General features: G+C 64.0%; 25 protein-coding genes, 1 tRNA gene and 1 riboswitch. Of the genes, 15 read left to right on the forward strand and 11 right to left on the reverse strand.

What is annotated here, in order from left to right:
• Window positions 1–11 precede the first annotated feature (11 nt).
• Window positions 12–638 carry a DNA-3-methyladenine glycosylase I gene (locus C816_RS09380; RefSeq protein ID WP_016322157.1) on the reverse strand — a complete coding sequence of 209 codons (627 nt, stop codon included), beginning with the start codon at window positions 636–638 and terminating at the stop codon, window positions 12–14.
• Window positions 639–868: 230 nt separating this feature from the next.
• Here C816_RS09380 and C816_RS09385 point away from each other — a divergent pair, with 230 nt between their 5' ends.
• Entirely contained in the window at window positions 869–1849 is a 981-nt protein-coding gene (locus C816_RS09385) for a dipeptidase (RefSeq protein ID WP_016322158.1), read from the forward strand.
• A gap of 77 nt (window positions 1850–1926) precedes the next feature.
• On the opposite strand, the gene C816_RS09390 is transcribed toward C816_RS09385, so the two are convergent.
• Window positions 1927–2346, reverse strand: a complete 420-nt coding sequence (locus tag C816_RS09390) for a nuclear transport factor 2 family protein (protein WP_016322159.1) — start codon at window positions 2344–2346, stop codon at window positions 1927–1929.
• 137 nt (window positions 2347–2483) lie between these two features.
• On the opposite strand from C816_RS09390, the gene yfmF reads away from it, so the two are divergent.
• Genes yfmF through C816_RS09415 form a run of 5 tightly spaced genes read left to right on the forward strand, consistent with a single transcriptional unit; the run spans window position 2484 to window position 7712 of the window.
• On the forward strand, window positions 2484–3752 hold the full coding sequence (gene yfmF, locus C816_RS09395) for an EF-P 5-aminopentanol modification-associated protein YfmF (RefSeq protein ID WP_016322160.1): 1269 nt from the start codon (window positions 2484–2486) through the stop codon (window positions 3750–3752).
• Window positions 3749–5014, forward strand: a complete 1266-nt coding sequence (gene yfmH / locus C816_RS09400) for an EF-P 5-aminopentanol modification-associated protein YfmH (RefSeq protein WP_016322161.1) — start codon at window positions 3749–3751, stop codon at window positions 5012–5014. Before yfmF ends, yfmH begins: the two co-directional genes overlap by 4 nt.
• A gap of 39 nt (window positions 5015–5053) precedes the next feature.
• A complete protein-coding gene (gene lgt, locus C816_RS09405; RefSeq protein ID WP_016322162.1) occupies window positions 5054–6043 on the forward strand; it encodes a prolipoprotein diacylglyceryl transferase in 990 nt (329 codons plus the stop codon).
• Window positions 6027–6866 (forward strand): bifunctional methylenetetrahydrofolate dehydrogenase/methenyltetrahydrofolate cyclohydrolase FolD, encoded by an 840-nt coding sequence (gene folD / locus C816_RS09410; protein ID WP_016322163.1) that lies wholly within the window; start codon window positions 6027–6029, stop codon window positions 6864–6866. The genes lgt and folD overlap by 17 nt, the downstream gene beginning before the upstream one ends.
• 12 nt (window positions 6867–6878) lie before the next feature.
• Window positions 6879–7712, forward strand: a complete 834-nt coding sequence (locus C816_RS09415) for a deoxyribonuclease IV (RefSeq protein WP_016322164.1) — start codon at window positions 6879–6881, stop codon at window positions 7710–7712.
• Between the two features lie 41 nt (window positions 7713–7753).
• On the opposite strand, the gene thiD is transcribed toward C816_RS09415, so the two are convergent.
• The 5 genes from thiD to C816_RS09440 form a co-directional block, all read right to left on the reverse strand.
• Window positions 7754–8557: a bifunctional hydroxymethylpyrimidine kinase/phosphomethylpyrimidine kinase gene (thiD, locus tag C816_RS09420; RefSeq protein WP_016322165.1), complete on the reverse strand. Its 804-nt coding sequence runs from the start codon at window positions 8555–8557 to the stop codon at window positions 7754–7756.
• Window positions 8558–8560: 3 nt separating this feature from the next.
• Complete coding sequence (thiE, locus tag C816_RS09425) at window positions 8561–9208, reverse strand: thiamine phosphate synthase (RefSeq protein WP_016322166.1); 648 nt, start codon at window positions 9206–9208, stop codon at window positions 8561–8563.
• Window positions 9209–9260: 52 nt separating this feature from the next.
• Window positions 9261–9362, reverse strand: a riboswitch (TPP riboswitch).
• 239 nt (window positions 9363–9601) lie between these two features.
• Window positions 9602–9979 carry a hypothetical protein gene (locus C816_RS09430; protein ID WP_016322167.1) on the reverse strand — a complete coding sequence of 126 codons (378 nt, stop codon included), beginning with the start codon at window positions 9977–9979 and terminating at the stop codon, window positions 9602–9604.
• Between the two features lie 59 nt (window positions 9980–10038).
• Window positions 10039–10392 carry a hypothetical protein gene (locus C816_RS09435; RefSeq protein WP_016322168.1) on the reverse strand — a complete coding sequence of 118 codons (354 nt, stop codon included), beginning with the start codon at window positions 10390–10392 and terminating at the stop codon, window positions 10039–10041.
• Window positions 10393–10400: 8 nt separating this feature from the next.
• A complete protein-coding gene (locus C816_RS09440; RefSeq protein WP_016322169.1) occupies window positions 10401–12794 on the reverse strand; it encodes an endonuclease MutS2 in 2394 nt (797 codons plus the stop codon).
• A gap of 415 nt (window positions 12795–13209) precedes the next feature.
• Here C816_RS09440 and C816_RS09450 point away from each other — a divergent pair, with 415 nt between their 5' ends.
• A complete protein-coding gene (locus C816_RS09450; protein ID WP_016322170.1) occupies window positions 13210–13389 on the forward strand; it encodes a hypothetical protein in 180 nt (59 codons plus the stop codon).
• Between the two features lie 116 nt (window positions 13390–13505).
• Here the strand turns inward: C816_RS09450 and C816_RS09455 are convergent, their stop codons facing one another.
• Window positions 13506–13919, reverse strand: a complete 414-nt coding sequence (locus C816_RS09455; RefSeq protein WP_016322171.1) for a DUF3788 domain-containing protein — start codon at window positions 13917–13919, stop codon at window positions 13506–13508.
• A 222-nt stretch (window positions 13920–14141) separates the two neighbouring features.
• Between C816_RS09455 and C816_RS09460 the strand changes: the two genes are divergently transcribed.
• From C816_RS09460 to C816_RS09475, 4 genes are all read left to right on the forward strand, one after another.
• Complete coding sequence (locus tag C816_RS09460) at window positions 14142–14516, forward strand: GntR family transcriptional regulator (RefSeq protein WP_016322172.1); 375 nt, start codon at window positions 14142–14144, stop codon at window positions 14514–14516.
• Between the two features lie 2 nt (window positions 14517–14518).
• The gene (locus C816_RS09465; RefSeq protein WP_016322173.1) at window positions 14519–15373 is read left to right on the forward strand and encodes an ABC transporter ATP-binding protein; all 855 of its coding nucleotides are present in this window, start codon (window positions 14519–14521) and stop codon (window positions 15371–15373) included.
• Window positions 15370–15957: an ABC-2 transporter permease gene (locus C816_RS09470; protein ID WP_016322174.1), complete on the forward strand. Its 588-nt coding sequence runs from the start codon at window positions 15370–15372 to the stop codon at window positions 15955–15957. Before C816_RS09465 ends, C816_RS09470 begins: the two co-directional genes overlap by 4 nt.
• 109 nt (window positions 15958–16066) lie before the next feature.
• Window positions 16067–16288, forward strand: a complete 222-nt coding sequence (locus tag C816_RS09475) for a hypothetical protein (protein WP_016322176.1) — start codon at window positions 16067–16069, stop codon at window positions 16286–16288.
• 233 nt (window positions 16289–16521) lie between these two features.
• Here the strand turns inward: C816_RS09475 and C816_RS09480 are convergent.
• The 3 genes from C816_RS09480 to C816_RS09490 form a co-directional block, all read right to left on the reverse strand.
• A tRNA-Gly gene (locus C816_RS09480) sits at window positions 16522–16595 on the reverse strand.
• A gap of 130 nt (window positions 16596–16725) precedes the next feature.
• Complete coding sequence (locus C816_RS09485; RefSeq protein WP_016322177.1) at window positions 16726–18243, reverse strand: 4Fe-4S dicluster domain-containing protein; 1518 nt, start codon at window positions 18241–18243, stop codon at window positions 16726–16728.
• Between the two features lie 402 nt (window positions 18244–18645).
• Window positions 18646–19533, reverse strand: a complete 888-nt coding sequence (locus tag C816_RS09490; RefSeq protein WP_016322178.1) for a hypothetical protein — start codon at window positions 19531–19533, stop codon at window positions 18646–18648.
• Window positions 19534–19711: 178 nt separating this feature from the next.
• Here C816_RS09490 and spoIID point away from each other — a divergent pair, with 178 nt between their 5' ends.
• The 4 genes from spoIID to C816_RS09510 all read left to right on the forward strand — a co-directional run bounded on the left by spoIID (window position 19712) and on the right by C816_RS09510 (window position 24352).
• Complete coding sequence (gene spoIID / locus C816_RS09495; RefSeq protein WP_016322179.1) at window positions 19712–20755, forward strand: stage II sporulation protein D; 1044 nt, start codon at window positions 19712–19714, stop codon at window positions 20753–20755.
• A gap of 94 nt (window positions 20756–20849) precedes the next feature.
• Window positions 20850–22013 (forward strand): polysaccharide deacetylase family protein, encoded by a 1164-nt coding sequence (locus C816_RS09500; protein ID WP_016322180.1) that lies wholly within the window; start codon window positions 20850–20852, stop codon window positions 22011–22013.
• 201 nt (window positions 22014–22214) lie between these two features.
• On the forward strand, window positions 22215–22919 hold the full coding sequence (locus tag C816_RS09505) for a response regulator transcription factor (protein WP_016322181.1): 705 nt from the start codon (window positions 22215–22217) through the stop codon (window positions 22917–22919).
• Window positions 22916–24352: a sensor histidine kinase gene (locus C816_RS09510; RefSeq protein WP_016322182.1), complete on the forward strand. Its 1437-nt coding sequence runs from the start codon at window positions 22916–22918 to the stop codon at window positions 24350–24352. The genes C816_RS09505 and C816_RS09510 overlap by 4 nt, the downstream gene beginning before the upstream one ends.
• Window positions 24353–24358 lie beyond the last annotated feature (6 nt).

Consider the following 24358-nt stretch of genomic DNA (forward strand, 5'->3'; position numbering starts at 1 on the left):
CCTCTTTGCAATCATCCGGTCCCCGGGAAACCAGCCGGAACCGGTCTTCCAGCATCCTCCGCAGCTGGCTCCGGCTCTCCGGCCGTGCCGTCCTCCCGGTGGAGGAAGCACTCCGGGTCGTGGGAGTCAATCACACCGATGGCCTGCAAATACGCGTAGACAATGGTGGTGCCCACAAAGGTCATGCCCCGCTTTTTCAGATCCGCCGACACCCGGTCCGACAGGGGGGAACTGGCCTTTCCCGTCTCACGGACCACCGTCCCATCTGTAAAGCGCCAGATGTAGCGGGAAAAGGAGCCCCACTCCTCCCGGATCTCCAGAAAGACTTTTGCGTTTTGGACGGCGGCGGCGATCTTCCGCCGGTTCCGGACGATGGCCTGATTCTCCAGCAGGGCGGCGGCCTTCTCCTCCCCGTAGGCCGCCACCTTCTTTGGATCAAAGCCGTCGAAGGCGGCGCGGAACGCCTCCCGCTTGTTCAGAATCGTCTCCCAGGAGAGCCCCGCCTGGAAGGACTCCAGAATCAGCAGTTCAAAGAGCTTTTCGTCGTCATGCTGGGGCACGCCCCACTCCCGGTCGTGGTATGCGACATAGAGCGGGTTGCTCAGATTGCACCAGCCGCAGCGGCAGATTGTCTCCATACGCGTTCCTCCCTTGACTTTGTCATTTATTATGGATAGTATAGCATTGCGGGCGCTTTGATGTCCACCTGCGCCGCGCAGAGCGCAAACGCTCCTGGGTCCTCCGGCCGCTTCGCCGCCGGGGGATATCGCAGGGGCCGCCGCCCCGGCGGCCCGTCTCCCGCGAAGGGACGTTCCCGCCCGGCGCGGCTTCCTTTTTTGAATTCCCAACTGAAAAGAGGTTTTTCAATATGACTTGTTTTGACGCGCATTCCGACCTGCTCTATGACGTGACCCGCCGCCGCCTGGCGGGGGAGGAACACATTCTGGAGACCCATCACCTGGACCGCCTGCGGACCGGCGGCGTAGAGGGGCTGGTGCTGGCCCTCTGGTACGGCGCCGAGGGCGGCCATACCTTCTGGGAGCGGACGCCGGGGGCGGACACCGGCGCCGCCCGGCTGGGCATCATGCTGGACTGCGCCCGGGCGGAGCTGGCCCAGTGCGCACAGATTCAACTGGTCCATACGGTCCGGGAGGCGGAGGAGGCCCGGACCGCCGGAAAGCTCTACGCCTTTTTGGGAATCGAGGGCATGGCCGCCTTTGGGACGGACGCCGGCGCCCTTGACCGCTGCTATGAGGCCGGCGTGCGGCTGGGGATGCTGACCTGGAACGAGGAGAACGCCCTGGCCGCCGGGGCCGGAGGCGATCCCCAAAGGGGGCTGACCCCCGCGGGGCGGGCGGCGGTCCGCAGGATGCGGGAGCTCCATATGCTGGTGGACGTGTCCCACCTGAACGACGGCGGCTTTTGGGACGTGATGGACCTGACCGGCGGACCCGTCATCGCCTCCCACTCCAACAGCCGCGCGCTGTGCGATGTCCGCCGGAACCTGACGGACGACCAGCTGCGGGCCATCCGGGACACCGACGGCGTGGTGGGGCTGAACGTCTACCACGGCTTCGTCCACGCCGAGCCGGAGAAGCAGACGGCGGAGATGCTGGCCCGCCACGCCGCCCACATGGCGGAGGTCATGGGGGTGGAGCACGTGGGCTGCGGCTTTGACTTCTGCGAATTCATGGGCCCCCCGGACAACGACGGCGCGGCGGGCCTGGAGGACGCCTCCCAAATCGGAACGCTCTTTGACTGGCTGGAGAAGCTGGGCATGAGCCGCGAGGAGCGGGAGCTGATCGCCCGGGGGAACTTTCTGCGGGTGTTCCGGCAGACGCTGGGGTAAGCCGCCTGAGCGGCCGTACGCCGCAGGGTCCCCGCCGGGCGGCCCGTCTCCCGGCTGTCAGCAATTCGGCAGCTGCTCTAAAACCACGCGGCGCCCTCGCTCCGGAATCGGGGCTCGGGGCCGTCCCGGTAGGGGTCGTAGCGGTTCACATTGCATCCGAACTCCTGCAGAAAGGCGATTTTCCCCTCCTCCGTCCAGCGGATCAGGGACATTCCCTCAAAGATCTCCTGCCGCCCGTCGTCCATGGCGTTCTGGAAATACCACTCCACCACGGTCTGCGCGTCCTTGTGGAAAAACTGCCGGATGTCCCACCGGCGGACGGTTCCCCGGGTGTTCCACTCCTGAAACCACAGCCTGATCCGCTCCCGGCCCCGGTACTCCGGCCCCCAGCTCTCCACATAGACCGCGTCCTCGTCAAAGACCGTCTCCATCCCCCGGTCCTCTTTTTCCAGCCACATCCGAAACCACCGCCGGATGATCTCCTCCCTGCGGTCCATCTGCGCCACCGTCCTCTCTGAGATATTTGCACCCAGTATACCACAAAAAGACAGCCAAAGAAAGAATTTGAATTTCCCCGCGAGATATACTATAATATAATGCAAACTGTATTGTTATCTACAAAGGAGCTGAGACATTGGAAGTAACCAGAACAAAACTCGCCGGGGGCGTGTACCTCACCTTTTACCCGGCGCAGAAATTCAAGACCAGCCTGCTCTCCGCCCAGTTTGTCACGCCTCTGCGGTGGGAGACGGCCTCCGCCTGCGCCCTGCTGCCCGCCGTGCTGCGGCGGGGCACCGTCAGCTGCCCGGACATGGGAGCCCTGTCCGCCCGGCTGGACCGGCTGTACGGCGCGCGGATCGACTGCACGGTGCGCAAGAAGGGCGAGAACCAGTGTGTGGGCTTTGTGGCCAGCCTCATCGACGACAGCTATGCCCCCGGCGGGGAGCGGCTGCTGGAGCCGGTGGCGTCCCTTCTGGGGGAGCTGGTGTGCGATCCCGTCACGGAGCGGGGCCGTTTTATCCCCGCCTATTTTGACAGCGAGAAGGCCAACCTCATCGACGCCGTCCGCAGCATCCTCAACGACAAGCGGGAGTACGCGGAGGGCCGCCTCCTGCGGGAGATGTGCGCCGGGGAGGCCTACGGCATCCCCCGTCTGGGAGACGACAAGAGCGCCGAGCGCATCCAGCCGCAGAAGCTGTACAGCCTCTACCGCCGCCTGATCGGCTCGGCCCGGCTGGAGCTCTTTTACAGCGGCAGCGCCAGCCGGGAGCGGGTGGAGCAGGCCCTCCAGGCCGCCTTCGCCGCCCTGCCCCGGGAGGACGTCCAGGGCATTGCCCCGGCGGCGGTCCATTCCGCCCGGGAAACGGTGTACAGCGTGTCCGAGGCGCTGGACGTGACCCAGGGGAAGCTGGGCATGGGCTTTGCCTGCGGCAGCGGCGACCACACGGCCCTGCTGGTGGGCAACACCCTCTTTGGCGGCAGCAGCAACTCCAAGCTCTTTTTGAACGTGCGGGAGAAGCTGTCTCTCTGCTACTACGCCTCCTCCGTGTACCACCGGCAGAAGGGGCTCATCACCGTCTCCTCCGGCATCGAGTTTGAAAACTACCAGAGGGCCTATGACGAGATCTGCGCCCAGCTCCGGGCCGTGCAGGAGGGCCGGCTGGAGGACTGGGAGCTGGAGGGCGCCCGGAGCACCCTGCTCAACGCCTACGCCTCCATGGCGGACTCCCAGGGCAAGCTGGAGAATTTCTTTTTGGGCCAGGCGGCCACCGGAAACCACGAGACGCCGGAGGATCTGGCGGCGGCGGTGCGGGAGGTCACGCCGGAGCGCATTTTCAGCGCCATGAAAACCGTGTCCCTGGATACGGTGTACTTCCTGCGGGGAAAGGAGGCGGCAGAATGAATCAGAGCTTTTACAAGCGCCTGGGCGAGTCCGTCCACCGGGAGACGCTGCCCAACGGCCTGCAGATCTGCGTGGTGCCAAAGCCGGGCTACGCCAAGAAGTACGCCTTCTTCGCCACCCGCTACGGCGGGATGGACACCCGCTTCCGCCTGGGCGGAAACTGGCTGGACACCCCGGCGGGCATCGCTCACTACCTGGAGCACAAGATGTTTGACACCAAGGAGGGCAACGCCCTCCAGGAGCTGGCGAAAAACGGCGCGGAGCCCAACGCCTTCACCGCCAACGCCATGACGGGCTACTATTTCAGCTCCACGGAGCACTTTGAGGAGAACCTGGAGATTCTGCTCTCCTTCGTCTCCATCCCCTACTTCACCGAGGAGAGCGTGGCCAAGGAGCAGGGCATCATCGGCCAGGAGATCCGCATGATCGAGGACGACCCGGACTGGCAGCTCTACGCCCGGATGATGCGGGCGCTGTACAGCCGCTCTACCGCCGCCGTCCCCATCGCCGGCACGGTGGAGAGCATTTCCCACATCACGGCGGAGACGCTGTACGACTGCCACCGGGCCTTCTACACGCCCTCCAACATGATTCTCACCGTGGTGGGAGACGTGGACCCCATCCACATTGCGGATATCGCCCGCCGCATTCTGCCCCGGGAGGGCGGACCGGAGATCCCCCGGGACTACGGGGAGGAGCCGGAGGCTGTGGCGGAGCGGGAGACCCGCCTCGCCATGGAGGTCTCCATCCCCCAGTTCCTCACGGCCTTCAAATGCCGCCCGCCCCGGGAGGGGGAGGACTTTTTCCGCACATCCCTGCTGGGCGGCATGGCCTGCGACATTCTGCTGGGGGACTCCAGCCCGCTGTACCTGCGGCTGTATGACCAAGGGCTCATCAACTCCAGCTTCGGCGGCGACTTCGAGCAGCTCCCCGGCGCGGCCTGTCTCTACGCCGGCGGCGACAGCAAGGACGCGAGAAAAGTGGCCGACGAGATCCGAAAGGAGGCCCGCCGCCTTTCGGAGGGCGGCATTGACGAGGACTTCTACCAGCAGGTGCGCCGGGCTGCCTTCGGCGGACAGCTGCGGGGGCTGAACTCCTTTGAGAACATCGCCGTCTCCCTGACGGAGGGGTACTTCCACGGCTACGATCCCTTCCGCTTCCCCCAGGTGTTTGAGACCATCACCAAGGACGACATCGCGTCCTTCCTGGGGGAAAGCGTCACGGAGGAGCGGGCCGTTCTGTCGGAGATCGTGCCGAAATAACCTCTCCGCACCGGACAGAAAGAAAGGAAGAACACTATTTTGACCGCGTTAAAGGATATGCCCATCAGCTTTCCCGGTCTCTTCGGGGACTGGGAGTTCAACCCCGACCCCATCGCCCTGCACATCGGCCACGGCATCTACTGGTACGGCATCATTCTGGCCTTTGCCATGCTCATGGGCCTGCTGCTGTGCATGAAGCAGGCAAAACGCTTCGGCCTGAAAGAGGACCATGTGCTGGACATGGTCCTCTGGGGGGTGCCCTGCTGCGTGCTGGGCTCCCGGATCTACTACGTCATCTTCTATTTGGACCTCTACCGCAGAGCGGACGGCAGTTTGGACTGGGGCCGCATGATCGCCATCTGGGACGGCGGCCTCGCCATCTACGGCACGGTGATCGCCGGGGCGCTGCTGGCCTTCTTCTACGCCCGGCACAAGAAATTGAAGCTGGGCGCGCTGACGGACCTGTGCGTCCTGGGCCTGCTGCTGGGTCAGATCATCGGCCGCTGGGCCAACTTCATCAACCGGGAGGCCTTCGGCGGACTGACGGACCTGCCCTGGCGGATGCGCCTCTGGGTCAGCTCCTACCAGTACATTGAGGTCCACCCCACCTTTCTCTACGAGAGCCTGTGGAACCTGGCTGGACTGCTGCTGATGCTGTTTGTCATCACCAAGGGCCGCCGGTTTGACGGGGAAAACACCTGGTTCTATTTCCTTTGGTACGGCCTGGGCCGCACCTGGGTGGAGGGCTTGCGGACCGACAGCCTCTACCTTTTCGGCTGGACCTTTATGGGCCAGCCCATTCGGGTCTCCCAGGCCCTGAGCCTGGTGATGGCGGCGGTGGCGGCGGCCATGCTCTTTTACCAGATCCGCATCAAGAAGCGCTCCGCGGAGGACCTGCTGGTGAACCGGCTGGCCCGGCAGCAGGCGGAGGAAACCGGAACAGAGGCCGCGGAAGCCATTTCGGAAACGCCGGAGTGCGCAGAGGCGCCCGAGAAAGAGGAGGACGAGCCCCATGGCGATCAGAATTGACGGCAAGGCCCTGGCGGCCAAGGTAAAAAGCCAGGTGGCGGCGGAGGCAGCCAAGCTCCCGCGGAAACCGGGTCTTGCGGTGGTGCTGGTGGGGGAGGACCCCGCCTCTCAGGTCTACGTGGCCGGCAAGGAGCGGGACTGCGCCGAATGCGGCATTGAGAGCTTCGGCCACCGCCTGGGTGCGGAGACCACAGAGGATGAGCTGCTGGCCCTGGTCCGCCGCCTCAACGGCGATCCCCGGGTGGACGGTATCCTGGTGCAGCTGCCCCTCCCCGGGCACCTCAGCGAGGAGACGGTCATCAATGCCATTGCCCCGGACAAGGACGTGGACTGCTTCCACCCCTTCAACGTGGGGCGGATGGTCATCGGGGACCCGGTGTTTCTGCCTTGCACCCCGGCGGGGGTCATGGCAATGCTGGACGAATATGAGATCCCCATCCGGGGGAAGCGGTGCGTGGTGCTGGGCCGGAGCAATATCGTGGGCAAGCCCATGGCGGCTCTTCTCACCCAGCGGGACGGCACCGTCACCGTCTGCCACTCCCGCACGGAGGACATGGCCCAATACGCCCGGGAGGCGGACATCCTGGTCTCCGCCGTGGGGCGGACGGGCCTTGTCACGGCGGACATGGTGAAGGAGGGGGCTGTGGTCGTCGACGTGGCCATGAATCGGGACGGAGACGGCAGGCTCTGCGGCGATGTGGACTTTGCCGCCGTGGAGCCGAAGGCGTCCTGCATCACCCCCGTCCCCGGCGGCGTGGGCCCCATGACCCGCGCCTGTCTGATGCGCAACATTCTCACCGCCGCAGCTCTTCACCAGGCGTAAAGGGGGGAGCGTATGCTGCACATCGGATGCCACCTGTCCTCCTCCAAGGGCTTTGCCGCCATGGGACGGCAGGCGCTGGAGCTGGGGGCGGATACCTTTCAGTTTTTCACCCGCAACCCCCGGGGGAGCAAGGCCAAGGACCTGGACACCGCCGACGCGGCGGCCCTGGTGACCTTGATGGAGGAGCGCCGCTTTGCCCCCATCATCGCCCACGCCCCCTATACCCTGAATCTCTGCGGCGCGGAGGAGCGGAACCGGGAATTCGCCCGGGAGACCATGGCCGACGATCTGCGGCGGCTGGAGCATGTGCCGGGGCAGTACTACAATTTTCATCCCGGCAGCCACGTGGGCCAGGGAATGGAGGCCGGCATCGAGCTCATTGCCCAGGGCCTCAACGCCATCCTGACGCCGGACCTGCACACCACCGTTCTGCTGGAGACCATGGCCGGCAAGGGCAGCGAGGTGGGCGGCCGGTTTGAGGAGCTGCGGGCCATTCTGGACCGGGTGGAGCTCTCGGACAAAATGGGCGTGTGCCTTGACACCTGCCACGTCTCCGACGGGGGATACGACATCATCCATGACCTGGACGGCGTACTGGAGGAGTTTGACCGCTGTATCGGCCTGGACCGGCTCAAGGCCGTCCACCTCAACGACAGCAAAAATCCCTCCGGCAGCCGCAAGGACCGGCACGAGCGCATCGGTCAGGGGGAAATCGGCCTGGAGGCCCTGGCCCGCGTGGTGCGCCACCCGGCGCTGCGGCATCTGCCCTTCTGCCTGGAGACGCCCAACGAGCTGCCGGGCTACCGGCAGGAGATTGCCCTGATGCGGGAGCAGGCGGAATTGTGATAAAAAGACGGCCCGGCGGATCGATCCGCCGGGCCGTCTTTTTAGAGCAGTTCCCGATAAGCGGGCTTGATGTCAAAGGCGTGGTCCATAGGACCGGGACCGTGTCCCAGGTCCAGCATGGCCCCCAGCGCGCCGGAGAGGTATGTCTTGGCCCGCTCCACGGCCTCGGCCAGGGCGTACCCCTTGGCCAGGTTGGAGGCAATGGCACTGGAGAGGGTGCAGCCGGTGCCGTGGGTGTTGGGGTTGTCGATGCGGCGGCCCCGGAACCAGCGGCCTTCCGCCCCCTGCCACAGCAGGTCGTTGGCGTCGTTGAGATTGTGGCCGCCCTTGCACAGCACGGCGCAGCCGTAGCCGTCATAGATGGCCCGGGCGGCGTCCTCCATATCCCGGGCGCTCCGGATCTCCCTGCCGGACAGCAGCTCCGCCTCCGGGATGTTGGGGGTGATGACCAGCGCCTGCGGCAGCAGGCGGGCTTTCAGGGCCTCCACCGCGTCCTCAGAGATCAGCCGGTCCCCGGAGGTGGCCACCATCACCGGGTCCACCACAAGGTTTTTCGCCCCGTACGCGCTCAGCTTGTCCGCGATGACCTCGATCAGGGCGATGCTGGACACCATGCCCGTCTTCACCGCGTCGGGGAAGATGTCGGTGAACACGCAGTCCAGCTGCTGTCCTAAAAATTCCGGGGTACACTCCACGATGCTCTTTACCCCGGTGGTGTTCTGGGCCACCAGAGCCGTGACGGCGCTCATGGCGAAGACGCCGTTGGCGGTCATGGTCTTAATGTCCGCCTGAATCCCGGCGCCGCCGGTGGGGTCGGTGCCGGCAATGGTCAATGCTGTTCTCACAGGTCAGTCCTCCTCCGCAATTTTGTCACAAAGCTGCCGCAGCTCCGCCGCGGCGGTCCGTACATCCGGCTGGGCGAACAGGGCGGACACCACCGCCGCGCCGTCCAGGCCGCAGTTTTTCAGCTCTAAAATATTGTCCCGGGAAATGCCGCCGATGGCTACCACCGGGATGTCCACCGCCGCCGCGACGGCTCGGATGGTCTCCCGGGAGATGGGCCGGGCGTCGGCCTTGGTGCCGGTGACGAAGGCCGCCCCCACGCCCAGGTAGTCGGCGCCCACCGCCTGGGCCCGCAGGGCCTCCTCCACGCTGTGGGCGGAGACGCCCAGAATCCTGTCCGGCCCCAGCGCCCGGCGGGCGGAGCCCGCCTCCAGGTCCTCCTGGCCCAGGTGGACCCCGTCCGCCCCGGATCTCAGGGCGATCTCCACGCTGTCGTTGATGATGCTGACGGCCCCCTTCCGGCGGCACAGGGCCGTAAACCGCTCCGCCTCCGCCAAAAAGGCGGCCTCGTCCAAATCCTTTTCCCTCAGCTGGACGACGGACGCGCCGCCGTCAATGGCGGCCTCGATCTGGCGAAAGAGGGCGTCTTCGTCCGCCGCCCAGGTCCGGTCGGTGACGGCGTAGAGCCGCAGCTGCTCTCCGGTGATATTCATGCTGGCATCCTCCCATAAAAATACGCGGATATGCAGCGTACGGCATATCCGCGGTTTTCCGCGCCTATTTCCCTACGTTGGCATGATCCAAATCAGGTCCCGGGTCGAAGCGATGCTTCCTCTCAGCCCACGGCGGGCTCCCCTTTTTTACGGTGTCTATCATACGCCGTTTTCCTGGATTTTGCAAGTGTTCCTTTCCCACGGCGGCCCGCCGGAACGCTTTGCCGCCTTGCGCGAGAGGACCGGGCGGCTCCCTATGACCTGCTCTGCCGATTTTCTGCGGCTGGGCCTTGTTTGATAAATGGCAAAATGCCCAGCGGCGAGAGATTTTTTTGCCGGTCAAAGCGATTTGACATTTATCAAACAGGGCCTGAAGCAGACCCGCGCTTTCTCTTACGGTGCGCTGTCGTCGGTCATGACGCAGGGGATGCCCCGCTCCCGCAGGGCCGCCTCCATGTCGGAGGGCAGAGCCAGCTTGGCCGTCTTATAGCCCTTGTAAAAGACGCGCTTTTTGCCCCCGTCCTTCCTGACGACCCTGACCGAGAGGTTGTAGGACATCCGGTGCTCCAGCTCCCAGGAGCTGTAGTTCAGCTCCACGCGCTCAATCTGGTCAAAGGGAATGGGATAGGGAAGGCCGGTGTTGAGCACCAGGCAGTCATTCTCAAAGAAAAACGCCCCGGCGCCAGACCTGTTCTTATACCGGCCCCGGATGACAAAGACCGCTATGACAAACCCGATCAGCACAAATAGTTTGATATAGCTGACGATCATTGTTTCAACTCTCCTTCGCTCAACGGCATATGCCGACATATGCTATGTCTTTGGCATTCTCATTCCACTGTCACACGAAACCGGCATTTCTCCGCTCCGCCCAGGACTGTCTCCACGGTCTCCACTGTGACTGTCTTTCCCGGCAGCAGCGTCTCCAGAATATACGAAACGCTCTGCCGGGAGCACTCACAGTGGTCCGGGTCCCGGGTCTTTCGGGCCTCTGGGCAGACACACCGGGGATAGCCCATCTCATAGACCCGGCCCGGCTCGATGATTTCTGCAAAGAACACGTCGGTGTCTCCGTATTTCCGGTACTGCTCATCCAGCGAACAGCCGCACTCCCGAAACTGCTCCAGCTGCACAGGCAGGACCGTGTTCTTTACACAGCGAACTGCTTTTTCCCGATAGTCCATTTTTCTCCTTACTTCATCGTCACCACCGTGACGCCGCTCTCACCCTCGCCGTAGACCCCCAGGCGAAAGCCCTTCACGGCCCTGTTCCGCCGCAATATGTCGTGCACCGCCTTGCGCAGCGCCCCGGTGCCCTTGCCGTGGATGATGGTCACCGTCTCCAGCCTGCCCATGACGGCGGCGGAGAGGAAGTTTTCCACCACCGCCTCGGCCTCCAGGGTCTCCAGGCCCCGGATGTCCAGCTCCCGGACGGCGGAAGCCCGCAGAGCCCGGTCCGCGTTCTGGCGGATAGAGACGGCGGGATTTTTCTTCTTCGCCGCCCGCTCGTCGTCCTCGATGAGCCGGACCTCGTCCGCCTTCGCCTTCATCTTCAAAATGCCCGATTTCAACTGCAGCGTCCCGTCCTTGCCTACGGACACTACCTCCGCCGGGGTGCGGACGCCGGGGATCTCCACCAGGTCCCCCTCCCGGATGGGGCGGCTGGGCTTGGGGATGGGCTCCCCGCGGGCGTCTCGATGGCTCACGGCCTCCTCCGCCTCGTTGAGCTGACGGCGCAGGGCAGCGCGGGCCTCGTTCTCGTCGGCATTGCGCTCCATGCGGGCCTGCTGGCGGCGCATCTCCGCCAGCTCCGCGAACACCTGGTCGGCGGCGGCGCGGGCGTCCCGCAAAATGCGCTTGGCCTCCGCCTCTCCCCGGCCCCGGGCGTTCTCCTTGGCCCGCTCCATCTGCTCCCGGAATTCCCGGGCCTTGCGGGCATCCTCCTCCCGCTGGCGCAGGAGCCGGCCGGCCTCCGCCTCCCGCTTCTCCAGGGCCTGGCGCTTCTCCTCCAGCTGGGTCAGCACGTCCTCAAACCGCACGCCCTCGCCGCTGAGCTGGTCCCGGGCGGCCTCAATCACCGCCTCCGGCAGTCCCAGCCGCCGGGAGATGGCGAAGGCGTTGGACTTGCCGGGGATGCCGATTAAAAGCCGGTAGGTGGGGCGCAGCGTCTCCACGTCGAACTCGCAGGAGGCGTTCTCCACTCCGGCGGTGGTCATGGCGAAGGTCTTGAGCTCGGCGTAGTGGGTGGTGGCGGCAATTTTTGCCCCCGCCCGCCGCACGTGCTGGATAACGGCGATGGCCAGCGCCGCACCCTCCACCGGGTCGGTGCCCGCCCCCAGCTCGTCGAAGAGGATCAGGCTCTTTTGGTCCGCCTCCGCCAGAATGGCCACAATGTTCACCATGTGGGCGGAGAAGGTGGACAGGCTCTGTTCAATGCTCTGCTCGTCGCCGATGTCCGCCAGCACCCGCTCATAGACGGCGATGGCGCTGCGGTCCGCCACGGGAATATGGAGGCCGCACTGGGTCATGAGGGTCAAAAGGCCCAGCGTCTTGAGGCTCACGGTCTTGCCGCCGGTGTTGGGACCGGTGATCACCAGGGTGTCAAAGGTCCCGCCCAGCTCGATGTCAATGGGCACCGCCGTCTTGGGGTCCAGCAGGGGGTGCCGGGCCTTCCGGAGATGGATCACGCCGTCCCGGCGGATCTCCGGGCGCACGCCGTCCATCTTGTAGCTCAGCTGGCCCCGGGCGAAGATCAGGTCCAGGTGGACCAGGGTGTCGTAATCCCACTGGATGGCCTCCCGGTGGGCCGCCGCCTCGGCGGAGAGCTCGGCGAGAATCCGCTCGATCTCCTTTTGCTCCTTGGCCTCCAGCTCCACATACTCGTTGTTGGCCTGGACCACCCCCATGGGCTCCACAAACACCGTGGCCCCGGTGGCGGAGATGTCGTGGACCAGTCCCGGCAGGTCCCCCTTGTGCTCCGCCTTCACCGGCACCACAAAGCGGCCGTCCCGCTGGGTGATGATGGCCTCCTGCAGGATCTTTCCATAGGTGGGGGAGGAGATGATCTTCTGTAAGATCTGGCGGCTCTTGGCCTGGGCCGCCCGCATGTGCCGCCGGATGTCCGCCAGCTCCGTGGAGGCGGCGTCGGCGACAGTGTCCTCGTCGGGGATGCAGCGCCTGATTTTCTCCTCCAAAAAGCGGTTGCCGCGCAGGGAGAGGAACAGGTGGTCAATGGCGGTCTTCTCCGCCGGTTCGTCGCCCCAATACTCCCGGGCCCGGCGGGCGGCGGTCAGAAGTCCCGCGATGGTCAAAAGCTCCCGGGTGTTCAGCCCGCCGCCCCGGTCCGCCCGGTCCAGGGCCTCCGCTACGGGCTTCACCCCGGAGAAGGAGGGGCTTCCCCGCAGGCCGATCATGGTTCTGGCGGCGTCGGTCTGGTCCAGGAGGCGAAGGACCTCCTCCGGCTCCGTCTCCGGGCGGAGGCGGAGGGCCTTTGTCCTGGCCTCGGCGCTGACCGCCTGCTCGCTCAGCAGTTGCAGCACCCGGGGCAGTTCCAGGGTGCGGATGGATTTTTCAAACAGCTCGCTCATCGCTCGCTCCTCCTGTCAGGCGGTGTTTTTGGGGTCTTGCTTGATAAATGTCCAGCGGCCCGTTGTCAGCAGTTTTGAAGATAGCTGCGGGCGTTTTGGCGGTCCTGAAACAGACTCTGAAAGCCGCTGCGGCTCTCCCGGATTCAACACGTCTGCATATCCCGGCCCTCCGTGCTCCGACCGCTGCTCTGCTGCGACTAAAGTATATCACCAATATGACGGACATTCAACCTTCGATTTGCGCGCCGCAGGCAGTTCATTCACCCTCGATCCGTCATATCTCCGCCGCAGATTCAGTTTTGGAAAACTGCCATAAGTATGCTGCTCTGGTGAGTTTTTGGCAAATGGGAGAAACGGCGTTTTTTTCACGCAAAGGCGGCCATACTATCCCCATGCCGAAAAGGAGTGACTGATTATGAAGACATGTACCGGATTTTGGGTCGGTATGAGCGCTGGCCTGATGGCCGGCGCCGCTGTGGGGATGATGACGCCCCACGGCAGGGATTCCATGAAAACGCAGGTGGGTAAGAGTATCCACAAGCTGGGTGTCGCCGTGGACCACGCCGTGGACAACATCGTCTCTGAAATGCGCTGAAAATACGGCGAATGAAAAGGCGGAGGGCAAAAGCCCTCCGCCTTTTGCCGCAGAAGCCGCCTGAAGCGGGCATGCGTCCCGCTCCCCGGAGAGGGCAAACGGGAGCTGCATGATTCTTAGGGTCTGTTCGGCTTTCTCTTGATTCTCAACAGTTTGATGAAATCATGAAACAAAGAAGTATCCACCGGCTCAAACATGATCCATTTCCCGTCATGGTAGGTCTGCGCTTTATCATATATTTCCTGAACCTCTTTTGCGTAATTCTCTCTGTCCTCCTCAAATTTTAACCGTTCGTCCTTCCCTAAGATAACCATAAAACCTATGCAGTTTTCTCTTGCATACAGCGCGCACAGCGTCTTACCGCCCCGGCGGTATTTATATTCATACTTCCACGCTTTACCGCCTTTGCCCCACAGCCGCTCCATATCATATCTTTCATCAATGAAAGCGCACAGCGTGCTCCATACGTCATATAGAGATTCCCCAACTAAAGCTGTCATCTCCTCTTTGTTCGGTATCGTATCAAGCATATCAGCCCTCCTGTATCATTTCAAATTTGACGCCTGAAATTATATCACAGCCAATTTTCCCTTTCAAGCCGCAGCTGGCGGGACCGCCCCGGCGCTTCACCGCTCTGTGCCAAAATGCTCCCCCCCCCCAAAAAAAATTTTCCGGAATTTTTGCAATCTCCCTTGACACGCCGTTCATACTGTGTATACTGTATATGTACAGTACGAACGGGGGGTGATTCCATGGAGCTCATCATCCGCAATGTCACCAACCAGCCCATCTACGACCAGATTTACTCCCAGATCAAGGCCCAGATCATCGCCGGGCAGCTGGGCCCCGGGGAGGCCCTGCCCTCCATCCGGGCCCTGGCCAAGGATCTGAAAATCTCCGTCATCACCACCAAGCGGGCCTACGACGAGCTGGAGGCCGAGGGCCTCATCGACACCGTGGCCGGCAAGGGCTGCTTTGTGGCGGAGAAGAATCTGGACCTGATCCGGGAGCAGCAGCTGCGGGAGCTGGAGAGCCATCTCTCCGCCGCCGCAGAGCTGGCAAAACACTGCGATCTCTCATGCGAGCAGCTGCACAAAATGCTGCGCATTCTGTCAGAGGAGGAATGAACATGAATGCCATTGAACTGAATCACATCTGCAAATCCTTCGGCAGCTTTGCCATCCAGGACCTGAATTTGACGGTGCCCAGCGGCACCATCTGCGGCCTGGTGGGGGAGAACGGCGCCGGAAAGTCCACCACCATCCGCCTTCTCATGGGAGCCCTGCGGCCCGACAGCGGCACCGCCTCCGTGCTGGGCACGGACGCCTCCTCTCCGGAGTTTGTCCGGATCAGGGAGGACGTGGGCGTGGTACTGGACGAGGCCCACTTTCCCGAGACGCTGAACGCCCTCCAGGTGGGGAAGATCATGGCGGACACCTACCGCCAGTGGGAGCCGGCTGTCTACGAGGGCTGCTTAAAGCGCTTCGATCTGCCGGAGAGGAAGCCCTTCAAGGACTTCTCCCGGGGCATGACCATGAAGCTGGCCATCGCCGCCGCATTGAGCCACCGGCCAAAGCTCCTGGTGCTGGACGAGGCCACCAGCGGCCTGGACCCCATCGTCCGGGACGAGGTGCTGGAGATCTTCAACGAGTTCACCCGGGAGGAGGACCACTCCATCCTGATCTCCTCCCACATCGTCAGCGACCTGGAGAAGCTGTGCGACTACATCGCATTCCTCCACCAGGGGCGGCTGCTGTTCTGCGAGGAGAAGGACCGGCTGCTGGAGGACTACGGCGTGTTCGTAGGCACTGCGGAGCAGGCGGAGAGCCTTCTGCCGGAGGCCGTGGCGGGCCGGGAGGCAAGGGACTACGGCGGCGTCCGGGCGCTGGTGCGGCGGAGTATGGTGCCGGAGAGCCTGGCCCTGGAGCGGCCAACCGTTGAGGAGATCATCCTCTTTATTGTGAAAGGAGCGGAGAAGAGATGAAAGCCCTGATCCGAAAGGACTTCTATGTGCTGTGGAAGCAGATGCGGATTTTCATTCTGCTGGTTCTGGTGTTTTTCTTCTTCCAGGGGAGTTTTGGCAGCGTGTTCATCGTCATCTGGTGCGCCATGCTGCCCTACACGGCCCTGGCCTACGACGAGCGGTGCAAGTGGGACCAGCTTGCGGCCATGATGCCCTATTCCAACCGGGACATGGTGCTGAGCAAATACGTGCTGGGCTGGCTCTGCGCCGGCGCGGCCAGCGTTCTCTCCCTGGCGGCCCAGGCCGTTTTGAAAAACGGGGACTTCCGCGTCATTCTGCTGAGCTTCTGCGCCAGCGTGTGCGTCCTGGCCATCACGCTGCCTCTGATGCTCCGCTTCGGCGTGGAGCGGGGGCGCATGGGGATGTTCCTGATGATCTTCCTGGTCTGCGGCGGAGCCGGCATCCTTGCGGAGGCGGCTGCCCCCGACTCCGCGGCAGCGCTCCGTCTCCTGCCTGCGGCGGCAGTCCTGGGCCCCGTCGCCGCGGCGGTTCTGACGGCTGTCTCCATTCCGGTGTCCCTGCGGCTGTACGCTGCCCGGCGGTGAGGAGGCGTACTATGACAGAAGAGAGGAAACAAACGGACCTCACCCCATTGGATTTTGCGGCCCTGCTGACCCTGCTGGGCCAGTCTCTGCTGCGGGAAAAGGAGAAGAGATGAAAAACGGAAATCCCTGCCCCAAATGCGGCTCCCGGAAGATGATCCGGATACCGGACGATCCCCGCCGCCACGCCAGCGGGAACAACATCTACACCACCCGGGCCACACTCCTCGGCAAGATCCCCGTGATCCGGTATGTCTGCTGTGACTGCGGCTACACAGAAAACTGGGTAGAAACCAGCCGCGACCTCGATACCATCCAAAAAACCTTCTCCTGACCCATCCCCGCGCCCCCAAACACCCCCCTAAAGAAAGGTACCCGAAATCACTCCGAAGGGGGGAAGTGTCCGAAGCACCTCGAAGGAACGGGGGTGTCCGCGGGGGGGGGGGGAACCTTTCCGGGTTCCCCCTGCGGGATTTCAGTCAGCCCGCCCGCAGGCGGCCCATTTTGCCAGAGGCAAAATGGGCGAGCTCCAAAAAAGGGAGACACGCATAGCGTGTCTCCCTTTTTTGGAGCGGCTGATGGGAGTCGAACCCACCTATGCAGCTTGGGAAGCTGCCGTTCTACCGATGAACTACAGCCGCGTCAACGGGATTTATTATAACAGCTCTTTGTGGAAAAAGCAAGATGAAAATTGACGGCTTTTCCATTTTATGCTCCGGCAGAGCCGCAAAGCGGCCCCGCCGGAACCAAAACCCTCTCTTGCCGGGGCAATTACTCCTCCACTTCCTCCAGCCGGTCCAGGTAGGGACTCGCGGTGCAGCTCCGCTCCGGGGCGGCCTCCTTGAACTGGGAGACGCTCAGGGTGCTCTCCTTGACGGGGCGGATGGTGCCCGCGCCGGCAACGCACCCGCCGGGACAGCCCATGCCCTCCAGCAGATAGCCGTCCCGCTTGCCGGCCTTGGCCATGGCCAGCATCTTGCGGCAGTTTTTCAGGCCGTCGCCGTACTCGATCTTGATCTCCCGGTCCGGGTCGATGTGCTTGACGGCCTCCACCACGGCGGCGGCCACGCCGCCGCCCACGGCAAAGCCCCGGCCCATGCCAGTGCCCTCGTCCATATCGTCCTCGGGGTTGGCCTTGAGGGCGGCGAAGTCGATGCTTGCCGCATCGAAAATGCCCTGGAGCTCCTCAAAGGTCAGCACAAAGTCCACGTCGGAGCGAACGGTGCGCCGGTTGGCCTCCAGCTTCTTGGCCGAGCAGGGCCCGATGAAGGCGATCTTCACGTCCGGATGGTCCTTTTTCACCATGCGGGCGGTGATGACCATGGGCGTCAGGGCCATGGAGATATAGTCCGCGAACTCCGGATACAGCTTCTTGGCCATCACGCTCCAGGCCGGGCAGCAGCTGGTGCCCATCCAGGGCTGCTTTGCCGGCACCTCCTCCAGGAAGTCCCGGGCCTCCTGCACGGTGCACAGGTCCGCACCGATGGCCACCTCCACCACGTCGTAGAAGCCCAGCACCTTCATGGCGGCGTTGACCTTGGCGGGGGTGGCATCCTTGCCGAACTGGCCCACAAAGGCCGGGGCCACGCAGGCGATGACCTTCTCGCCCCGGCGCAGGGCCTGGCCCAGCTGGTAGATCTGGCTCTTGTCGGCGATGGCGCCGAAGGGGCAGTTTACCAGGCACATGCCGCAGGAGACGCACTTGTCATAGTTGATCTTCGCCCGGCCCAGCTCGTCGGACTCGATGGCGTCCATGCCGCAGGCGGCGGCGCAGGGGCGGTCGATGCGGCTGATGGCCCGGTAGGGGCACTGGTTGTAGCACTTGCCGCACTTGATGCACTTGTCCTGGTCGATGTGGCAGTGCTTGTCCTTGTCCAGATAGATGGCGTCCTTGGGGCACACGTTCATGCAAGGGTGGGAGATGCAGCCCTGGCAGCTGTCCGTGATGCGAATCTGCTTGGGCGGGCAGGCGTTGCAGGCGTAGGGGATGATGTTCACCAGGGGGTTCTGGTAGTGCTCCTGGAACTTCTCGGCCCACTGGATGTCCTCGCTGATGGGCGTGGCATCTCCGGCGTAGCGCATGTTCAATCCCATGGCCAGGCGGACACGCTCCTCCACGATAGCCCGCTCCAGAAACACATCGTGGCGGTGGTGGGCCACGTCGCCCTGGATCATCTTGAAGGGAATCTGGTCGGCCTGCCGGGGATCGCTGCCCTCAAAGGCCAGCCGGGCGACCTCCTTGAATACGGTGCGGCGAATGTCGTCTACCGCGCTGTGAACTCCTCGCATAGCTCATTCCTCCATGTTCCCCGGGCGGCGGCTCCGCCCCGATCTAGTGTACAGCGACATTATATAGAATCTTCCACCCTTTTGCAAGAGCGTCTTCCAGGAAACGCCGGAAAAGGCTGGCGTTTTGCCCATCTTTTCAGCCTGCCGGGACAACAAACACGGCGGCGCGCCCGCTGACCGGGTCCGCGCCGCCGTGTTTGGAGAGAAAAAAGAAATGAGAGGGAGTTGTCCTCCTTGGAGGATGGATTCATCTTACCCCGGAAATATGAAGAGAATCCTGAATTTTTTTGAACATTCTGTAAATATCTCCTCCGCAGGGCCGCCCCGCGTCCCGGCTTCATCCCCCGGTCATTGACGAAAGCGGTGAATGTGCTACAATAGCCGGAGAGCCGCCCGCCGCGCTCAGAGGCCGCCGCTCTCCACGATCTCCGACACGGACTGTCCCTCCGTCAGCCACAGCAGCAAAAAGCCCAGCAGAACCGCCGCGCCGCCGGCGTACAGCAGCAGGGCGGACAGACTCTCCCCGTCCGCCAGGGCCGCCAGGCACAGGACCACGGCCGCCCCGGCGTACAGGGCGAAGCGGCGGGGCTTTGCGGCGTGGTAGGCAAAGGAGGACAGGCGGTAAAAGGCCAGGGTCATAAACGTCAGGGCCAGGATCTCCACATAGTAGGCCTGCAGGGCGGGATTTACGGAGTCCACCCGGTAGGCCAGCACCAGCCGGGACACCATGCACACCGGGGAGACCAGCAGCAGGACGGGGCTGGCGGTTCTGGGCCGGACGCCGGGCCGGCGGCGGCAGCAGGCGGCGGGGGGGAAGAGGCTCACGGCGGCAATCAGCGCCAGCGCCCCCGCCAGTATCCGGGCCTTAGGGGTAAATGTAAGCCCGGAGGACGCGCCCCAGGTGGACCAGATCACAGAGGGGCCGTCCGGACCGCCCACAGCCTCCAGCGAGTTCATCAGCGCCGCGCCGGCGGCAATGTCCAGCGCACCGGAGACGGCCATGAGGAAAATGCCCACGACGGGCAGGGCCACAAGAGCGGCGTTCACGGTGCGGAAATCCTCCGGAAAGAAGGGGCCGTCCTCGGTCTCCGCGGGCAGCAGCCGGGCCAGGAGGTACAGCGCCGCGGCCAGAACCGCCAGAAGCGCCGTCAGGGCCGTTCCCGGGGCGTTTCCGGGGACGGGCAGACCGGTGGCGGCCTCAAAGCCGGTCTTGTTTTGCAGCAGCCGCAGCACCAGGGCGGCGGCGCCCCCCGCCGCGGAGGCCAGGGGGAGCAGGAGTTGTTTTTTCATCACACAGAATCCTTTCGGATAAAAAAGTCACCTGGAAGTATATCACGGTTGCGGCTATTTGTCCATGCCGGGGCGCGAATCATTTTTTATGCGGAATCCTTGACTATAATCTGCTCTCTCTCGCATAGAGTATCAAGAGGACAGGCCCCAGGGCCCCAAGCAAAGGAGGAACCCCAAAATGAGAAGGAACAATCATGTCCGGCAGAGCGTGGCCGTGTCGGCGGCGCTGCTGGCGGCGCTGTTTTTACTGCCGCTGCTGGTGGTCGTGCCCTTCCGCACGGCCCTTTTCGGACGGGAAACCCCGGTGGACGAGACAGAAGGTCAGCCCTTTGTCAGCGGCCGTCTGGACGGGGAGACCGCCCTGCGGGTGCTGGACGGGGACACGGTGCTGGAGATGGATCTGGGGGAGTATCTTCTGGGCGTGGTGCGGGCGGAGATGCCCGCCTCCTTCCATCTGGAGGCTCTGAAGGCCCAGGCTGCGGCGGCCCGGACGTACACGCTGTACAAGCTCCAAACCGGCGGAAACCACGGCGATGCCGCCGACATCTGCACGGACTCCGCCTGCTGTCAGGCCTACATCGGCGAGGAGCGGGCCAGGGCCAACTGGGGGGAGGCCGCCGACGCCTACGAGGGAAAGATCGAGGAGGCGGTGACGGCCACAGACGGTCAGGTGATTCTCTACGGCGGCGTGCCGATTCTGGCGGTGTTCCACTCCTCCTCGGCGGGCCTGACCCGGGCGTCCGGAGACGTGTGGTTCAACGACCTGCCCTATCTCCAGGCGGTCTCCTCCCCGGAGGCGGCGGAGAGCGTCCCCAACTACTACAGCCGCGTAGAGTTCTCCAGGGAGGAGCTGCGGCAAAAGCTCCTGGCCGCCTTCCCGGAGGCGGACCTCAGCCGCGGCATGGCGGACTGGCTGACGGACGCCCAGGCGGACAGCGCCGGCAGCGTCTCCACCGTCTGCGTGGGAGGCGTCACGGCGAAGGGCAGCGCCCTGCGCGCGGCCCTGGGCCTGCGCTCCGCCTGCTTCACCTGGGAGGTTCAGGAGGGAGGAGTGGTGTTTTTTGTCACCGGCTACGGCCACGGCGTGGGCATGAGCCAGTACGGCGCCAACGCCATGGCGGAGGCGGGGGCGGGGTACGAGGAGATCCTGACCCACTACTACACCGGCGTCACCGTGGAGCCTTACCGGGCGGCGGACTTTACAAATCCGGGGAATCCGTGATATAATGCCCGCAGAGCGGATATTCTGCCCCGCATCTTTGTGTCTGGCGGGCAGACAGCCGTGTTTCATCCGGGACCTGAGGGGAGGCGGGGGCATGAAGAAGAGAGCGGCGGCGCTGGCGCTTTGTCTGGCGCTTTGTCTGGCCCTGGCCCCCGCGGCCGCGGAGGCTGCGGAGGCCGCGGGCAGTATCTACATCACCGCGGCGGGAAACGACATTCTCCCCCTGGACGACGCCACCATGCCCTTCTGGTCCGACGGATACCTGTACGTGGCCAGCTCCATCTTCACCGGGCAGGTGAACAAATCCCTGGGCGTGGCCTATCTCCCCAGCAGCGTCTCCAATCCCAATCTGTGCATTCTCTACGCGGGCACCCGCTCGCTGATGTTTGACATCAACGGCAATTTCGTCCGGGACACCGACGGCAACGTCTCCTTCCGGGGCGCCATCCGTCAGGGCGGGGAGGTCTTTGTCCCCGCGTCGGTGGTGGCGGAGTTTTTTCATCTGGAGTACTCCGTCACGCCGCTGACCGTCAGCACTGCCGGAGGGGCCAGCTACGGTGCGCTGGTCTGGCTCCGCCAGCCCAACTTCGGCCTGTCGGAGAAGCACTTTATCAACGCCGCCTTCAGCCAGATCTCCATGCGGTATGAGCAGTACCTGCGGGAGCGTCAGCCGGAGGAAGTTGGCGTGGAAAATCCCCCCGGCGGCGTCCAGCTGCCCAGCGGGGACGGAAAGAGCGTGTACCTCTGCCTGGCGGCAGGGGAGGGCGCGGCGGCCCAGCTGGACGCGCTGGACGCCTGCGGCGCCCAGGCGGCCTTCTTCTGCACCCCCGAATTTCTGGAGAGCCAGGGGGACCTCCTCCGGCGCATGATTGCCACGGGCCATGCTGTGGGCCTGCTGGCGGACGCCGCGGACCCGGAGCGGACAGTGGCGGAACAGCTGGAGGCCGGCAACGCCCTCCTGGCCCGGGCCACCATGGGAAAGACCCGTCTGGCCAAAATTCAAAACGGGGACGAGCGGCACCGCCGGGAGGCCCGGGAGGCGGGCTTTTCCTGCCTGGAGGCGGAGCTGGACCGGTCCGACAGCGGCCTGCGGGACAGCGCCCAGGCCGAACATCTCCTCCGCCAGGTCTCCGCCCAGCGGGGGGGCGTGCGCATCTGGCTGGGAAACGCCGCCGGCGCCGCGGGGCTGCGGGCCTTTCTCTCCGCTGCCGGCGAGGCGGAGGACCGCTGTCTTGCCCTGACGGAGACCCTCCCCTGACTCTAAAGTCTGTTTGAAACCCGTCAAAACGCCGTCTTAAGCCGTCTTCTTCCGTCAGCACTGCGTTGATTTGAAATCCGCCTCAATCCGCCATTCCGCCAGTTTTCAAACCGGCTCCAGCTTTTTAACAGAAAATTCAACATCCCGGGACAGAAACCGGTATAATAAAAATCAGATCTTGCTAAAATTGGAGGGAGCGCCATGGGACGCAATATCCTGGTAGTGGAGGACGACCGCAACATCTCCGACCTGATCCACATGTACCTGGTGAAGGAGGGCTTTGACGTGCGCATTGCCGGAGACGGCGGGCGGGCCGTGGAGGAATTTCAGCGGGAGGTCCCGGACCTGATCCTGCTGGACATCATGCTGCCGGTGATGGACGGCTGGGCCGTCACCGCCAAGGTCCGGGAGACCAGCAAGGTGCCCATCATCATGCTCACCGCCAAGAGCGAGGTCTTCGACCGCATTCAGGGCCTGGAGATGGGCGCGGACGACTACATCGTCAAGCCCTTCGAGATGAAGGAGCTCATCGCCCGGATCAACGCCGTGCTGCGGCGGACGGAGATCCCCAACGACACCAGCAAGCGCCTGACCTTTGACAGGCTGGTGGTGGATCTGGACTCCTACGAGCTGATTGTGGACGGGAAGAAGATCGACACGCCCCCCAAGGAACTGGAGCTTCTCTACCACCTGGCCTCTACTCCCAACCGGGTCTACACCCGCAACCAGCTGCTGGACGAGGTGTGGGGCTTTGACTACTTCGGCGACAGCCGCACCGTAGACGTCCACATCAAGCGCCTGCGGGAGAAGGTGGAGAACGTCTCCGACCAGTGGGCGCTGAAAACGGTGTGGGGCGTGGGCTATAAATTCGAGGTCACCGGCGGCAGGCAGCCGGAAAAGCCGTGAAGGGCTTCCGGAGGCGCTTTCAGGGCCTTTACTGGCGGCAGCTGCTGGCCATGGTCAGCATGGTGCTGCTGACGCTGTTCCTGCTGGGCGCGTCCTTTTTCTCTCTGAGCTACAACTACGCCAGAAGCCAGGAGCGGGACGAGCTGCGGGACCGGGTGCAGATGGTGGCCCGCCTGGCGGTAGGATACCTGGAAAACGATCCCGCCTACGACCGGGAGGACTTCCGCCAGCTGGCAATGGTGGCCGCCAACGTCTCCGACGTGGAGTTTTTGATCTGCGACACCGGGGGCCACGTGCTCCTCTCCACCGACAAGACCCTGGAGGGCCGGGTGGTCACCATGCCGGAGGAGATGGTTCAGAAGGTGCTGGAGGATGGCGTCTGCGCCCGGCGGGACGACCTGGGCGGGCTGTACGCCGGCAAGCGGTTCATCCTGGGCGTGCCCGCCCTGTCCAGCGACGGGCAGTCCCCGTCGGGCATGGCCTTCGCCGTGTCCACCAACGCCTCGCTGAACGCCATGTGGCAGGGCTTCATCGGACTCTTCTTCATGACCGCCTTCGTGGTTCTGATGGTGACCTTCATGGCCTCCTCCGTCACCGCTATGCGGCAGATCCAGCCCATCCGGGAGATGGTCCAGGCCACGCGGCAGTATGCCGCCGGGGATTTCGACATCCGGGTGAACGACTACGGCCAGGTGGACGAGATCGGCGAGCTGGCCGCCTCCTTCAACAACATGGCCGAGTCCCTCCAGCAGACGGAACGCCAGCGGCAGGAGTTTATCGCCAACATCTCCCACGAGCTGAAAACCCCCATGACCACCATCGCCGGCTATACCGACGGCATTCTGGACGGAACCATCCCGCCGGAGAGCGAGCGGCAGTACCTCCAGATCATCTCCGACGAGAGCCGCCGCCTCAGCCGCATGGTGCGGCGGATGCTGGACGTGAGCCAGCTGCAGGTGATGGACCCCCTGCGCGGCGGGGGGCACTTCGACATATGCGAGAGCATGCGCCGGGTGCTGGTCTCCATGGAGCGAAAGATCACGGACCGGCAGCTGGACGTGGAGGCGGACATCCCCGAGGAGCCCATCCTGGTCCTGGGGGACAACGACATGATTACCCAGGTCATCTACAACCTGCTGGAAAACGCCGCCAAATTCGCCACCGCCGGGTCCACGCTGTACCTGGGGGTGACCTTGCTGGACGGCAAGGCCCGGGTGACGGTGCGAAACGAGGGCAGCACCATCCCCGCGGAGGAGCTGCCGCTGCTGTTCGAGCGGTTCCACAAGAGCGACAAGTCCCGCAGCCTGGACAAGGACGGCGTGGGCCTGGGGCTCTATATCGTCAAGACCATTTTGGAACAGCACAAGGAAAAAATCAATGTGACCAGCGAGGACGGCGTCACCGCCTTCTCCTTCTCCCTGGCCGCGGAATGAGGTCCC

It is taken from the genome of Oscillibacter sp. 1-3, from assembly GCF_000403435.2.
GTDB lineage: Bacteria > Bacillota > Clostridia > Oscillospirales > Oscillospiraceae > Oscillibacter.

Bases quoted from the DNA above. Each gene is read 5' to 3' on its own strand.
- C816_RS09465 (WP_016322173.1), top strand. From the start codon at position 14,519: ATGAATGCCATTGAACTGAATCACATCTGCAAATCCTTCGGCAGCTTT.
- C816_RS09380 (WP_016322157.1), bottom strand. From the start codon at position 638: ATGGAGACAATCTGCCGCTGCGGCTGGTGCAATCTGAGCAACCCGCTC.
- thiE (WP_016322166.1), bottom strand. From the start codon at position 9,208: ATGAATATCACCGGAGAGCAGCTGCGGCTCTACGCCGTCACCGACCGG.
- C816_RS09385 (WP_016322158.1), top strand. From the start codon at position 869: ATGACTTGTTTTGACGCGCATTCCGACCTGCTCTATGACGTGACCCGC.
- C816_RS09440 (WP_016322169.1), bottom strand. From the start codon at position 12,794: ATGAGCGAGCTGTTTGAAAAATCCATCCGCACCCTGGAACTGCCCCGG.
- C816_RS09490 (WP_016322178.1), bottom strand. From the start codon at position 19,533: ATGAAAAAACAACTCCTGCTCCCCCTGGCCTCCGCGGCGGGGGGCGCC.
- C816_RS09485 (WP_016322177.1), bottom strand. From the start codon at position 18,243: ATGCGAGGAGTTCACAGCGCGGTAGACGACATTCGCCGCACCGTATTC.
- C816_RS09505 (WP_016322181.1), top strand. From the start codon at position 22,215: ATGGGACGCAATATCCTGGTAGTGGAGGACGACCGCAACATCTCCGAC.
- spoIID (WP_016322179.1), top strand. From the start codon at position 19,712: ATGAGAAGGAACAATCATGTCCGGCAGAGCGTGGCCGTGTCGGCGGCG.
- yfmH (WP_016322161.1), top strand. From the start codon at position 3,749: ATGAATCAGAGCTTTTACAAGCGCCTGGGCGAGTCCGTCCACCGGGAG.
- C816_RS09455 (WP_016322171.1), bottom strand. From the start codon at position 13,919: ATGCTTGATACGATACCGAACAAAGAGGAGATGACAGCTTTAGTTGGG.
- C816_RS09500 (WP_016322180.1), top strand. From the start codon at position 20,850: ATGAAGAAGAGAGCGGCGGCGCTGGCGCTTTGTCTGGCGCTTTGTCTG.
- C816_RS09435 (WP_016322168.1), bottom strand. From the start codon at position 10,392: ATGGACTATCGGGAAAAAGCAGTTCGCTGTGTAAAGAACACGGTCCTG.
- folD (WP_016322163.1), top strand. From the start codon at position 6,027: ATGGCGATCAGAATTGACGGCAAGGCCCTGGCGGCCAAGGTAAAAAGC.
- C816_RS09415 (WP_016322164.1), top strand. From the start codon at position 6,879: ATGCTGCACATCGGATGCCACCTGTCCTCCTCCAAGGGCTTTGCCGCC.
- C816_RS09450 (WP_016322170.1), top strand. From the start codon at position 13,210: ATGAAGACATGTACCGGATTTTGGGTCGGTATGAGCGCTGGCCTGATG.
- C816_RS09475 (WP_016322176.1), top strand. From the start codon at position 16,067: ATGAAAAACGGAAATCCCTGCCCCAAATGCGGCTCCCGGAAGATGATC.
- C816_RS09470 (WP_016322174.1), top strand. From the start codon at position 15,370: ATGAAAGCCCTGATCCGAAAGGACTTCTATGTGCTGTGGAAGCAGATG.
- C816_RS09460 (WP_016322172.1), top strand. From the start codon at position 14,142: ATGGAGCTCATCATCCGCAATGTCACCAACCAGCCCATCTACGACCAG.
- C816_RS09390 (WP_016322159.1), bottom strand. From the start codon at position 2,346: ATGGACCGCAGGGAGGAGATCATCCGGCGGTGGTTTCGGATGTGGCTG.
- C816_RS09430 (WP_016322167.1), bottom strand. From the start codon at position 9,979: ATGATCGTCAGCTATATCAAACTATTTGTGCTGATCGGGTTTGTCATA.